This is a genomic window from Streptomyces sp. AC602_WCS936, from assembly GCF_019049125.1.
Classification (GTDB): Bacteria; Actinomycetota; Actinomycetes; order Streptomycetales; family Streptomycetaceae; genus Streptomyces.
In genome coordinates, this window is sequence record NZ_JAGMUF010000058.1 from 94,010 (window position 1) to 106,919 (window position 12,910).

A 12,910-nucleotide genomic window follows, 5' to 3' on the forward strand; every position below is an offset into this window, starting at 1 on the left:
TCAGGCTGTGGTCAGGCTGCGCGGACGGGGGATCCGTCAGCCGGAGTACCAACTGGTGTGCCAGTCGGGCAGGTTGTTGCGCGAGACCGTGCCGCGGGCCTTGTAGATCTCGGAGTGCCTACCGCTCTCGACGGTGCCCCTGTTGCCGTCGTTGTCGGAAGGACCGTTCGGGCCGTTCTTGTTCCACAGGGTCAGCTTGGTGCCCGAGTGAGCCACGCGGTAGTACTCCGCCTTCACCCAGTGGCTGGAACCCGTGTCCTTGATGTTCATGATCGAGCGGTTGCCCTCGGTCCAGAACCGGAGCTCGCCGCCGTAGGAGTGCGGGCCGATCTCGTACGCGAAGGCAGGTGTCGCCGTGCTCAGGGCCAGGGCTGCGATGGCCCCGACCCCCAGCCGTCGTGCGATTCTGACGTTCACTGGACTGCGTCCCCTCGTCCGATGGAGTTCCCGGACCGCGGCAGGCGGCCGGGAGGGAACCGCGCGGGAGAGAGCCGTGCGGTTCCTGTGACTCCAAGACTGCTCCGGGGCGATCAATCGGAGAATCCACCCGTTGGGGGGTGTGTCCACATGCCCCGCCCTACCCGGGGGAGGAGGAGCCGGACTACTTCAGCCCGATCTCCGCACACTCCGCCTCGAACTTGGCCGTGCAGATGTCGGAGACCTTGTAGAAGCCGTCCGCGATGACCGTCTCCTTGAGGTTTTCCTGGGTCAGGGCGACGACGGGGACCAGCTGGGCGGGGATGCCCTTGTGGGTGGGGCTGTCGACCCTCTCGCGGGCGAGGGCGTCGAACTGGATGTCCCGGCCCTGGACGCGGGCCACGGCCATCTCCGCGGCGTGCTCCGCCTCCTGCGGGTAGGACTTGTACACGCTCATGTACTGCTCGCCGGTGACGATCCGCTGCACCGCCGCCAGTTCCGCGTCCTGGCCGGTGATGGGCGGCAGGTCGGTGACGCCCGCGTCCTCCAGGGCCTCGATGATTCCGCCGGCCATGCCGTCGTTGGCGGAGTAGACGCCGGCGATGTTGTTCTTGCCGATCTTCTCGATCGCCTCGGCCATGTTCGCCTCGGCGTTCTCCGGCTTCCAGTCCTTGGTGTCGAAGGACTGGGCGATCGTCACCTTGCCGTTCAGCTCGGACATCGCGCCGGCCTTGAACTGCTTGGCGTTGGGGTCCGTGGGCGAGCCGTTCATCATGACGATCTTGTCGGAGCTGTCGGCGTCCTCACCGAGCGCCTCCAGGAGGGAGCGGCCCTGGACCTCGCCGACCAGCTCGTTGTCGAAGGAGATGTAGGCGTCGATCGGGCCCTCGGCCAGCCGGTCGTAGGCGATGACCGGGATGCCGGCGTCCTTGGCCTTCTGCACGCTGTCCCCGATGGACTTGGCGTCGACCGCGTCCAGGACGATGACGTCGACCTGCTCGTCGATCATCTGCTGCATCTGGTCGGCCTGCTTGGACGAGCTCGCCTCGGCGTTGGCGTACTTGACGTCGCCCTGGTCCCGCGTGAGGTCGGCGACCTTCGCCTTGAAGTAGGGGTAGTCGAACTGCTCGTAGCGGGTGTTCGCCTTCTCCGGGAGGAGGAGGCCCACCGTGATGTCGTTGCCCTTGGTCGGGCTCGCCTCGTCACTGCTCTCCGAGGCACCGAGCGTGCCGCAGCCGGCGAGCATCAGGGACATGGTGGCGGCGGCCACGGATATGGCGGTACGACGACGCATGCGAGGGCTCACTTCATGTGCGAATCGGGACGTGGGCACAGCAGTGCGGCCCATGTGACTGAAAAGCCAACGCTTCCCCCGCCATCGGCGTCAAGGGAAACCACTTAACGAGATGGGAACAGTACGCTCCGCCCACCGTGCGCAAGCGCTGTCGACGGATTGCGAACGTGCTGCGGAGCTGCTGCGGAGGTCTCCCGGAGGTGTGCACACGGATCGGTCACGGACGTGACGGCCGGTCAGCCGGCGAGCGACCGGACGGCCGCGAGGATCTCCTCCAGGTCGTCGACCGCCGCGTGGACCCCCTCGGACAGGAGGGTCGCGGTCGGGTTGAGGAGGATCTCGTCGACGCCCGCCGCCCGGTAACGGGCGAGGGTGGCGGCGATCTCGCCGGGCGTGCCGGTGACGACGACGTCGGCGCGCAGCAGTTCGGCCGCCGGGTCGGCGGCGTCGGGGTCCACGCCCGCGCGGCGCAGCATGTCCGCGTAGTGCGGGACGCGCAGGTGGGTGCCCGCGGCAGTCTCGGCCAGGCGGCGCGGGTCGCGGCCCGGCCGGCGCACCGCGACGTGGACGGCCGTCGCGACGCGCGGGCGGGTGGCGCGGCCCGCCTCGGCGGCGCCCGCGGCCAGTCGCGGGACGAGGACGTCGCGTACGTAGGGCGGCGGGGTCATCCAGGTGATGGCGACGTCCGCGGTCGCGCCGGCCGTGTGGGCCATGCCCGGCCGCAGCACCCCGGCACCGACCTCCACCGGTGCGTGCGGTCCGACCGGCGGCAGCGCGGCGTGCAGCCGGTGGTACGGGCCGTCGTGCGCGACGCTCCGGCCGTCCAGCAGCGCGCGTACCGACGTCACGTACTCCCCGACCGCCGTGCGGGGACTCCGGTAGGGCTCGGGGGCGAGGCCCTGGGCGAACTCGGGTGTGCCGATGCCGTACCCGGCGACCACGGGCCGGTCGGTGAGCAGGGCGAGGGAACGGGCCTGGAGCGCCGCCTCGTACGGGTGGCGCAGCGGGAGGAGGGTGACCGCCGTGCCGACGGGGACGGTGTGGCCCATGCCCGCGAGGTGCGCCAGCACCTGGTGCGGTTCCGCCCGGAAGGACTGGCACAGCCACAGTCGCCGGGCGCCGGTGCGGGCCACCAGCGCGGCGAACGGGGCGACGAGTTCGGGGTGGTCGGGCTGGAGGGGGTAGAGGACCGCCGGGAGGTCGGTGGCGGGCGGCTGCTCGTGGGCGGGTGTCGTCACGGTCGGGCTCCTGGGGCTTCTGCGGCTGCGGCTTCTGCGGCTTCTGTGACGCCTGCGGGTGCGGGTGCGGGGCCGGTGCGGTCGAGGGTCGCCACCAGGGCGCGGTCCGGGTCCAGGAACCGGGCGGCGGCGTCGGTGACCTGCCGGTGCGTCACCTCGGCGAGGACGTGCGGGTACTCGGCCAGCCAGTGCGGGTCCAGTCCGGCCGCCGCGAAGCCCGCCAGCGCGCTCGCCTCCTCCGCGCGCGTGGCGAGGGCGAACCGGGTGAAGCCGGCGGCGTAGCGCCGGACCCGCCGGGTCTCCTCGGGGGTGGGGCCGGTGGCGGCCAGTTCCGCGAGGCAGGCGGTGACCTCCTCGGCCAGCCGGTCGCCGGTGCCGGGGGCGCCGGCGCAGTCGACCTCCAGCCAGCAGCCGGCGCGGTTCTGCCGGATGCGGGCGTCCACGGTGTACGCCAGTGCGTGGCGCTCCCTGATCCGCCGGGTGAGCCGGGAGGAGGCGTGGCCGCCCAGTACCAGCTGGGCCAGGTGCAGCGCGGGGTGGCCGGCGCCCGGGGCGGGGACGGCGGGGCCCGCGGTGAGCAGCAGCGCCTGTTCGGCCGCGGGGTCGTGCAGGGTGAGGCGTCCGGGGGTGGGGGCGCCGCGGGGGAAGGGGGGCAGGGTCAGGCCGGAGGGACCGCCGGTCCAGGGTCCCAGTCGCGCGCGTACGCGGTCCAGGACGCGGTCCGGTTCCTCGCCCGTCATCAGCAGGAGTACGGCGCCGTGCGGGACGACCGCCCGGCGGTGGAGGGCGAGCAGGTCCTCGGCGTCGGGGACGGTGCCGCCGGGCGCGTCGTCGGACAGCGGGTGGGGGCCGCCGAAGGCGTGGCGGAGCTGGGCCCGGCGCAGCCGGGTGCCGGGGCCGGGCGGGGGCGGGGGCAGGCGGGTGCCGGAGGCGGCGGGCGGGTCGTACGCCGGGTGCAGCAGCAGGTCGGCCAGGAGGTCCAGCGCGGTCGGCAGCCCCTCCGAGAGCACGCTGGCCGACAGGACCAGCTGCTCGGCGGTCACCACCGTGCTGAACTCGGCGCCGAGTCCGGCCGCCAGGTCGGCCACGGACCGCCGGTCCCGGGTCGCCGTGGCGGTGCCGAGGCCGGCGGCGAGCAGCTCCTGGGCGACGGCGAGACGGGGTTCGGTGCGGGCGTACGGCAGGACCAGGCGCAGCTCGGCCAGGGCGGCGCCCGGCACGGTGACGACGACGGTGTCCAGGCCGTTCGGGAGGACCGTGCGCAGAGTCTCCCGGCCGGGCGGGGCCGGGCGGCGCGGGGCGGGCGGGGCCGAGCGGCGCGGGCCGGGCGGGGCCGGACGGCGCGGGGCGGACGTGGCCTTCATGGGGTGGCCCTCTCCAGGGTCCGGACGGTGCTGGGTGCGGTGAGCAGGGCGCGCGCGGCGGCCGACACCTCGGTGGCGGTCACGGCGGCCAGGCGCCCGGGGATCGTGTCGGGGCCGGTGCCGTCCGGGCCGGGGAAGAGCAGGGCGGCGCGGCCGTGGGTGACGGCACGGGCGGCGAGCGAGTCGGCCTGGCGGTGGCAGGCGGCCCGGAGCACGGCCACCGCGGGCCGCAGCTCGTCCTCCGCGGGCGGGGTGGCGGCCAGTTCGCCGAGGGCGTCCCGCCACAGGGCGACCGCCTCGTCGGTGCCGGTGCCCGGCGCCCGGCCGAGCAGGACGAGCGCGAGGTCGGGGGCGGCGGAGGCGAGCCACTGGCCCTGGTAGCCGCAGCGCACGGTCGCCGCGTCCAGTCGCGCCGACCGGGTGAGCAGCCGGGGGAGCCGGGAGCGGCGCAGCACCTCGCAGAGGACGGCCTGCGCGAAGTACGTGCCCTGGTCGCGGCGGGGGTCGGCCAGGGCGTGCCCGATCGCGACACCGTCGCGGTGGTAGGGCACGGAGGTCTCGTGCCGGGCCGCTGCGCCGTCACGCCGGTCGGACGGGACCGGGAACGGGGGCGGGGACGGGGGCTCGGGCGGGTCCGGTGCCGCGTCGGGGGGCGGTGCCCAGCCGTCGAACTCCCGCTCCACCAGTTCCGCCGTCCGCCGCGCGTCCACGTCCCCGACCACCGTCAGGACCGCCCGCTCGGGCCGGTAGTGGCGCCGGAAGAACGCCGCCGCCTCCTGAGCCGTCACCTCGCGCAGCTCCGCCACCGTGCCGTAGGCGTCGCGGGCACCGGGGTGGAGGGCGGCGAGGACGGTGTCCCACAGCCGGGTCCCCGCGTCCGCCGCGCGGATCTCCTCGGCGACGACCGCGTTCTCGGAGCGAATGGTCGCGGGCGCCGGGGCGAAGCGGCGCAGCCGCCGGGCCTCCAGGGCCAGGATCTCGGGGAGCGCGTCGGCGGGCGCGACGGTGTGGAAGACCGTGTGGTCGCGGTGGGTCTCCGCGTTGCACATGCCGCCCGCCTCCTCGACCAGGGCGACGTGGCCCGAGTCGTCCCCGGCGCCGCGCGGGAACATCAGGTGCTCCACGAGGTGGGCCGTCCCGTGCCGGCCCGGCGGGTCGTCGTCGCCGCCGGCCCGCACCGTGAGGGCCACGGCCACGAGTCCCCGTCCGGGCACCTCCTCGACGGTCAGCGGGACGGTCACGACAGCGGCCGGTACACGGAGACGCACATCTTGCGGCTGTCGCCGCCGTCGAAGGGCTGCTCGCGCCAGCCGGAGTAACGGGCGGACAGCTCCAGGCGGGCGATGCCGGCGAGCAGGTCGAGTTCGCTGGGCCACAGGTACCGCATCACCGTGGTCGCGGACTTCGGCGGCTCCCCGTCCAGGAACAGGGTGTTGTGGACCATCATGTTCTGCGAGGCGGGCAGCACGCCGATGGACTCGATCATGGCTCCGCGCCCGGGTACGGGGTAGGTGCTGATCTCGTTCTTCTTCTGGACGTGGTAGTCGCTGGGGTCGAAGGTCTCGACGACGACGTGGCCGCCGGGCGCGGTGTGCCGGGCCACCGCGTGCATCAGGGCGATCTGCTCGTCCGGGGCGACCGCGCAGCACAGGGAGTTGAAGGGGGCGAGGACCACGTCGAAGGTGCGGCCGAGGTCGAGCGCGGCGAAGTCGGCGTGCACGGGGGTGATCCGGCCCTCGGGGTCCTTCTCGGCGAGGCGGGCGAGCATGCCCTCGGAGGAGTCGACGCCGTGCACGCGGAACCCCTTGTCGGCGAGCGGCAGCGCCACCCGGCCGGTGCCGACGCCGAGTTCGAGCACGCTCGCGCCGGACGCGGTGAGGGTGAGCAGGAAGTCGGCGATGTCCTCGAGGTCCGGGGTGGTGGGGTAGATCTCGTCGTACACCTCGGCGAGCGCGTCGCTGTAGGCGGTGGTCAGCGCGTTGCCGAGGCCACCGGCCGGGGCCTCGGTGGTTTCGGTGGCGGGCGTCTCGGTGGTTTCGGTGGCGGGCGTCTCGGCGGTCTCGGTGGCGGGCGTATCGGCGGTCTCGGTGGCGGGCGTCTCGGCGGTTTCGGTGGCGGGGGCTGTGGTCGTCATCGTGCTCCTCCCGGGCTGGTGTCGAGGTTGTTCTGGGGGTTGAGCGGGTCGATGCCCGCCTCGCGGAGGGCCCGTACGACGTGCTCCTCACGCCCGAGTCCGTCGGGTGCGTCGGGTGCGTCGGGGTCGGCGGGGTCGTCGGCCAGGGCGCAGCCGATCAGCCCCGACGCCAGCGCGAACGCGCGGTGCTGGCCGAAGCTCATGCCGCTCTGCCCGGGGCGCGGGTCCTCCGGGTCCCATGCGGCGGCGACGCCCGGCGCGAGTTCCTCCGTGAACACCGAGGTGTCGGGCCCGGTGAGCGTCCCCGCGTACCGGGCCACCGCCTCGGTGACGGCGCGTTCGCCCGGGCGGTGGTCGCCGTGCAGGTAGACGACGACGGCGTCCCGGCGCGGGAAGTCCTGCGGGTCGGAGAGCACCTTGGCGTGGTAGAGGGCCGCCGCCTCCTCCAGCGCGCCGAGCGCCGCGCCCCACAGCACGACCGCCGCGTCGGCGTCCCGCGCGTGCAGGAAGATCCGGCGTACGGCGCCGGCGGGGCGGGGCAGCGGGCGCGAGCCCATGACGTAGAAGAAGCCGGGTGACAGCGCGGGCCGGGCGGCCTCCAGGGCGAGTTCGACCGGCTCGCCGGGCGCGGGCGGGGAGGCCGGGCTCAGCAGGCGGTCGGCGCCGACGCGGGCGGTGACCTCCGGGAGGCGGACGACGAGCTGGTCGCCGTCCGGGCGCCGGAGCACTTCGACGAGCCGTCCCCGGGTGGGGGTGGTGCTGTGCGGTACGGCGGCCGAGAGCCGGCGTTCCAGGTCCGGGTCGCGCAGGGTGCGGCGGGGCGGCGGACCGTCGGGGACGGCACCGCCGCGGTGGCGGCCCGCGTGGAGCTCCTCGTACAGCGCGTTGGTGAGACGGCCGCGCAGGTCGCGCGGGGTGTCGGCGGTGACCGTACGGCCGGCCACCACGGACCGGCGGGCGCCCGGCGCGACGGAGACCGCGTCGAGGGCGGCGGCCAGGCGGGGGGCGAGCCCCCGGTGCCGGGCGACGGGGGACGCGCCCGGCGCCGGGGAGTTCAGCAGAGGGGTGGTCATCGGAGGTCGCTCCCGTTCGAGGCGTGCGGGACGTGCGGGATGTGCGGGATGTGCGAGGGGTGCGAGGGGTGCGGCGCGCCGTCCGGGTCCCGGTGTTCCACGGCCAGGCCGAGCGTGCGCGCGGCGGTGGACGGGCCGAGCAGGACGGTGCGGCCGATGCCGGCGGCGGCGCGGGCGACCGGGTTGAGGGTGGCGTGCGACTCGGCGGTGGCGATCAGCCGGTCGTACATGTGCCACCCGGCGTACGCGGCGGCCCGCTCGGGCAGCCCGGCGTCGAGCGCGGTGGCCTGGGGGCGGCACTCCAGGTAGCCCTGCCAGAACGCGGCGATCCGGGGCAGGTGGCGGCGCAGGCTCGCCGAGCCACGCGCGACGATCTCCTCGTGCGTCAGGCCGAACCCGGCGGTGCTCTCCTCGGGCCGGCCGGGGCCCGCCTCCGTCGGTGCGAAGACCGAGTACGTGGCGTGGAAGAGCCACTCCCCGGCGAAGGCGCCCACGTCCCGCGCGGGGTCGGCGAGCCGGAACTCCTCCCAGTCGACCAGGTACAGCTCCCCCGCGCCCTCCTCGGCCCGGATGAACTGGTCGAAGCGCAGGTCGCAGTGGGCCGGGGCGAGCGGCACGGTCCGCTCCAGGTCGCGCAGCCGGTGCAGGGCGCCGACCACCTCGGTGTCGTCCTGGACGAGCTGCCAGGCCGCGATCTGGGCCATGCTCCGCTCCTGGACGGCGCTCCACGGCAGGGCCTTCAGCCAGGACAGCGGCGGCAGCGGTGCCTCGCCGGTGTCGAGGCCGTCGACCGGCCCGAGGCCGTGCAGGGTGCCGACGGCCCGTCCGGCGTTCCGGCACAGGTCCTCGTCGAAGTCGCCGTCCAGCGCCAGTTCGGCGCCCGAGCGGGCGCCCGGCACCAGCCGGTGGACCATCACGCCGGCTTCCGGGTCCGCGCCGAGCAGCCCGGGTGAGCGCAGCGGCGAGGCGGGGGGCAGGTGCGCGGCCAGTTCCTCGAAGTTCAGCGACCGGACGAGTTCGGGGCAGCCGGTGCCTTCCGGCGGCGGGGCGACCGTCTTGACGAAGACCTGCTCGCCGGTGGTGGTGGGGCCCGCCCAGTTGTCGTTGCGCCCGCCGAACGCGGTGACGGCAGCCGCGTCGAGCCGGCCGAGGCCGAGCCGCTCCAGCAGGGCGTTCACGGCCGGGACGGTGTCCAGTTCGGTGGGCCGGTAGCGCTGCCGCGTGCGCGGCCGTTCGGCCGTGGTGGTGGTCATGGTGTGGCTCCCCCGAGGACCGCGCGGCGGCCCTCCTCGTCGATCAGGTCAGCGATGAAGGCGGTGTAGTCGGCGAGTTCGTCGCTCCAGCCGCAGTACGCGGCGAAGTCCCGCATGTGCGCGGCGACGCGTACGACGGCGGCCCGGCCCGTCAGTTCCCGGTCGGCGCCGGGGCCGTAGGCGTCGAGCAGCACCCGTGGCAGCTCCGGTCCGTCCGGGTGCGCCGGCACCGGCAGCGCCCAGTCCAGTTCGGCCAGGTCACCCAGCAGCCAGCCCAGGTCCAGCTCGGGCCGGGCGGCTCCCAGGTCCTCGCCGGTCAGCAGCGCCACCGGGCCCCGCCGCAGGGGCGGGATCAGCGCGCCGAGGGAGGCGAAGCCGTGGACGAGGACCGCGCCGCCGGGCTCGGTCAGCTCGGCGCACCAGGAGCGCAGCCGGCCGACACGGGCCGCTCCCCAGGTACGTACGGCGTGCTCGCGCAGCCGCGCGACAGCGGGCTCGTGCGGGGCCGTGGCGGGCGGGTACGAGGCCGTGGCGGGCGCGTACGGAGCCGTGGCGGTCGCGTGCGGGACCGCGTCGGACGCGTGCGGGACCGTGGCAGGCGCGTACGGGACCCCGTCGGACGCGTGCGGGACCGCGTCGGACGCGTACGGGACCGTGGCAGGCGCGTACGGGACCCCGTCGGACGCGTGCGGGACCGTGGCAGGCGCGTACGGGACCCCGTCGGACGCGTACGGAGCCGCGGCAGGCGCGTACGGGACCGCGGCAGGCGCGTGCGGGCCGTCCGCGGTGCCCTCGGCTCCCCGGTCGAGGAACGACCGCAGCCGGGCGAGGGCCGGGGGCACGTCCGCCCCGTCCGGCACGGCGCCCGCGTGCAGGTCGCGCAGCGCCTGCCCCGCGCCGGCCAGCGCGTGCGCCAGCAGCAGCCGGACCGCGGGGCGGGGGTCGCGCAGCCAGGCGGCGGCGGAGTACGGGCCGTCGGCGAGGTACGAGAGGCCACCCTCCGAGGGGCGCGGCACCACCAGGCGGGCGCCCGCGGTGTGCGCGGGCACGGCCGCCGCGAGCGGTGCCGCCGGCGGGCCGTCCCGGTCCGTGCCCGGCCCGTGCCACCACTCGTGACGCCCGTCGGGAGTCCGCCGTACGCGCGTGGTGCGCAGCCCGGTCGCGAACTCCTCGACCGGGCCCGCGGTGGCCGCCGTCACGCCTCCTCCTCGTCCCGTTGCGCTCGCGCGTACGCCCCCACGCACAGGCCCATCAGTTCCGAGAGCGGGGCCGCGCCCCCGTCCTCGGTCTCGCCCGTGCTCGCGCTGACCGCGGGCACGGTCGGTGCGACGACCACGCCGGGGCGGGCCCGCAGAGTCTCCAGGTGCCCCTGGACCACGGGGCTGAGCTGGGCGCCGGGCGGCAGCGAGGGGGCCACGCCGACCAGCGCGGAGGTGGACTGCAGGGCGCACAGCAGCGGGGTGTCGGTCAGGCCCAGCGCGTAACGGCCGACGAAGTGCATGGTGGCCGGGTGGACGAGGACGAGGTCGGGCCAGCGGGCCAGTTCCACGTGCGGGGCGGCACCGGGGCCGGCCTCGTTCCAGTCGTCGGTGAGAACGTCCTTTCCGCACAGCGCGGATATCGCGTCCGCCGAGACGAAGCGACGGGCCGAACGGGTCAGCACGACCCGTTTCTCCATTTCCGGAAAGGTGTTTCCCAGCCAGTTGGTCCAGAAGGGCAGGAATGCCACGCCGAGCGCTCCGGTACCGACGAGCAGAACCCGCCGGAATCCTGGGTCCGCGACGCCCGTGGGGTCCGGGACCTCCATGACACTGTCCTCCTGGAAGCAAGGGGAATGGAATGGTGTGCTGCCCGGGGAGGGACCGGTGGCCGGCACCGGCCCCTCCCCGCGGGTCACTGAACGGGGTGTCCGGTCAGCACTTCTTCTCGATGGTCTTGGCGGTCAGCGAACCCAGGGCCGCGGCGCACTGCTGCGAGGAGCGGGCCGTGATGATGGACGCGCGGATCGCCCACGGGATGGTCGGGCTGAACGCCGGGGCGGCGTCCTTGCCGTCGTACAGGCCCAGCTCCTCGGCGGAGGTGTAGGCGGTGTAACCCTCGAACAGGTCCTGCTCGTTCTGCGTGGTCTGCATTTCTCTCTCCCTTGTGAAAGGTGTTGTCCGCCGCCGTTCGCTGCGGACGAGAGAAATATGGCGCACCGGGAAAGGCGCCCGCCATTGGCAATTGCGGCATGACCGGCTCCGGCATGACCGCAACCGGCATGCCCGTTACCGGCATTGCCACTCCGGCATTGCCACTCCGGCATTGCCGCAAGCGCCAATTCCGCGGGCCCGCCCGCCCGCGTAGAAAGAACAGGGTGAAGACACCTGACTCATCAACCACCCAGGCCCCGCGGCCCGCGCCCCGGCCGCCGCTGCGGGCCCTGCTCGCCCACGCGCGCCCGCACCGGCGCGTTCTCCTGCTGGTCCTGGTGCTGACCCTCGCGGGCAGCGCGGCGGGGCTGGCCCAGCCGATGGTCGTCGAGTCGGCGCTCACCGCGCTCATGACCGGCACCGGCCTGCGCGACGAGATCCTGCTGATGCTGGCCCTGCTGGCCGGCTCGATCCTGCTCACCTGGTCCCAGGCCCTGGTCAGCGAGCGCACCGCCGAGAAGGTCGTCCTGGATGTGCGGCGCGGGCTGATCCACCGTCTGATCCGGTTGCGCACCGGGGAGCTGGACAAGACCGAGCCCGGCGGGCTGACCACCCGGGTCACCTCGGACAGCACGCTGGTGCAGCACGCGGCCACCAGCGGTGTCATCCAGCTCGTCGACGGCGCGGTCCACCTGCTGGCCACCATCGTGATGATGGGCATCACGAGCCTGCCGCTGCTCGGCATCACCTCGGGCGTCCTGGTCACCGTCGGTGTCGCGATGGGCGTGGTGATGCCGCGCATCCGCAGGGTCACCACGCGCGCGCAGACCTCGGTCGGCGAGATCGGCGCCGCCCTGGACCGCTCGCTCGGCGCAGCCCGCACCGTGAAGGCCAACGGCGGCGAGGCGACGGAGACCGCGCGGGCGGTGGCCGCCGCCGAGGACGCCTACCGGGCGGGCCTGGCCGGCGCCCGCTACCACGCCACCATCGCGGTGCTCTCCGCGCTGGTCGTGCAGGCATCCTTCCTGGCCGTCATCGGCTTCGGCGGCGCCCTGGTCGCCACCGGCGCCCTGGACCTGGCAGCGCTCATCGCCTTCCTGCTCTACCTGTTCAACCTCGGCGGCCCGGTGCTCTCCCTGGTCGGCGGCACGACCTCCCTCCAGCAGGGACTGGGCGCGCTCACCCGGATCGAGGAGGTCGAGCGGATGGAGATCGAGACGGACGTCGACGAGACCCCCGCCCGCCCGGCCGGCCCACCGCCCCGAGTCGCCCTGGAGAACGTCACCTTCGCCTACCAGGACCGCGCCACCACCCTCGACGACGTCAGCCTCACCGCCCCGGCGGGCCGCGTCACCGCGCTGGTCGGCCCGTCCGGCAGCGGCAAGACCACCGTCTTCTCCCTCCTCCAGCGGTTCTACGACGTCGGCTCCGGCCGCGTCCTGCTCGACGACACCGACGTCTCCACCCTCAGCCGCGCCGAGGTGCGCCGCCGGATCGCCTACGTGGAACAGGACACCCCGATGCTGGCGGGCACCCTGCGGGAGAACCTGCTGTACGCCGCGCCCGACGCGAGCGACGAGGAGGTCGAACGGGTGCTGCGGGACACCCTGCTGGACTCGCTCGCCGCCCGGCTCCCGCAGGGCCTGGACACCCACGTCGGCGCCCGCGGCCTCGCCCTGTCCGGCGGTGAACGCCAGCGCCTGGCCATCGCCCGCGCACTGCTGCGCCGCCCGCAGGTGCTGCTGCTCGACGAGGCGACCGCACACCTGGACGGCCTGAGCGAGACCGCGCTGCGCCACACCGTCGAACGGGCCGCCGAGCACTGCACGGTGGTCCTCATCGCCCACCGCCTGTCCACGGTGACCTCCGCCGACCACATGGTGCTGCTCGCCGGCGGCCGGGTGCGCGACCATGGACGGCACGGGGAACTCCTGGGCAGGGACGAGCTGTACCGGGACCTCGCGGCCACCCAACTGACGGCCGCGGGCGCCTGAGAGAACCTCGC

The 12,910-nt window shown here is 74.8% G+C and carries 12 protein-coding genes; 1 reads left to right on the forward strand and 11 read right to left on the reverse strand.

Annotated elements, in window-relative coordinates:
• Positions 1-36 precede the first annotated feature (36 nt).
• The 11 genes from KUM03_RS20985 to lxmA all read right to left on the reverse strand — a co-directional run bounded on the left by KUM03_RS20985 (position 37) and on the right by lxmA (position 10,905).
• Positions 37-417, reverse strand: a complete 381-nt coding sequence (locus KUM03_RS20985) for a hypothetical protein (protein ID WP_217250814.1) — start codon at positions 415-417, stop codon at positions 37-39.
• 184 nt (positions 418-601) lie between these two features.
• Positions 602-1,711 carry a substrate-binding domain-containing protein gene (locus KUM03_RS20990; RefSeq protein WP_254399650.1) on the reverse strand — a complete coding sequence of 370 codons (1,110 nt, stop codon included), beginning with the start codon at positions 1,709-1,711 and terminating at the stop codon, positions 602-604.
• Between the two features lie 236 nt (positions 1,712-1,947).
• Positions 1,948-2,949 (reverse strand): F420-dependent peptide dehydroalanine reductase LxmJ, encoded by a 1,002-nt coding sequence (gene lxmJ, locus KUM03_RS20995; protein ID WP_217250816.1) that lies wholly within the window; start codon positions 2,947-2,949, stop codon positions 1,948-1,950.
• Positions 2,946-4,313, reverse strand: coding sequence for a pitrilysin family protein (locus tag KUM03_RS21000; protein ID WP_217250817.1), 1,368 nt, complete (start codon positions 4,311-4,313; stop codon positions 2,946-2,948). The genes lxmJ and KUM03_RS21000 overlap by 4 nt, the downstream gene beginning before the upstream one ends.
• The gene (locus KUM03_RS21005; protein ID WP_217250818.1) at positions 4,310-5,554 is read right to left on the reverse strand and encodes a pitrilysin family protein; all 1,245 of its coding nucleotides are present in this window, start codon (positions 5,552-5,554) and stop codon (positions 4,310-4,312) included. The genes KUM03_RS21000 and KUM03_RS21005 overlap by 4 nt, the downstream gene beginning before the upstream one ends.
• Positions 5,551-6,447: a bifunctional 2-polyprenyl-6-hydroxyphenol methylase/3-demethylubiquinol 3-O-methyltransferase UbiG gene (locus tag KUM03_RS21010; protein ID WP_217250819.1), complete on the reverse strand. Its 897-nt coding sequence runs from the start codon at positions 6,445-6,447 to the stop codon at positions 5,551-5,553. Before KUM03_RS21010 ends, KUM03_RS21005 begins: the two co-directional genes overlap by 4 nt.
• Positions 6,444-7,520, reverse strand: a complete 1,077-nt coding sequence (locus KUM03_RS21015; protein WP_217250820.1) for a T3SS effector HopA1 family protein — start codon at positions 7,518-7,520, stop codon at positions 6,444-6,446. The genes KUM03_RS21010 and KUM03_RS21015 overlap by 4 nt, the downstream gene beginning before the upstream one ends.
• Complete coding sequence (gene lxmK / locus KUM03_RS21020) at positions 7,517-8,773, reverse strand: class V lanthionine synthetase subunit LxmK (protein WP_254399651.1); 1,257 nt, start codon at positions 8,771-8,773, stop codon at positions 7,517-7,519. Before lxmK ends, KUM03_RS21015 begins: the two co-directional genes overlap by 4 nt.
• Positions 8,770-9,972, reverse strand: coding sequence for a hypothetical protein (locus tag KUM03_RS21025; protein ID WP_217250821.1), 1,203 nt, complete (start codon positions 9,970-9,972; stop codon positions 8,770-8,772). Before KUM03_RS21025 ends, lxmK begins: the two co-directional genes overlap by 4 nt.
• Positions 9,969-10,580 (reverse strand): flavoprotein, encoded by a 612-nt coding sequence (gene lxmD / locus KUM03_RS21030; protein ID WP_217250822.1) that lies wholly within the window; start codon positions 10,578-10,580, stop codon positions 9,969-9,971. Before lxmD ends, KUM03_RS21025 begins: the two co-directional genes overlap by 4 nt.
• Before the next feature lie 106 nt (positions 10,581-10,686).
• Positions 10,687-10,905 carry a lexapeptide family class V lantibiotic gene (lxmA, locus tag KUM03_RS21035; RefSeq protein ID WP_217250823.1) on the reverse strand — a complete coding sequence of 73 codons (219 nt, stop codon included), beginning with the start codon at positions 10,903-10,905 and terminating at the stop codon, positions 10,687-10,689.
• A gap of 224 nt (positions 10,906-11,129) precedes the next feature.
• Between lxmA and KUM03_RS21040 the strand changes: the two genes are divergently transcribed.
• On the forward strand, positions 11,130-12,899 hold the full coding sequence (locus KUM03_RS21040) for an ABC transporter ATP-binding protein (protein WP_217250824.1): 1,770 nt from the start codon (positions 11,130-11,132) through the stop codon (positions 12,897-12,899).
• The last annotated feature ends 11 nt before the right edge of the window (positions 12,900-12,910 follow it).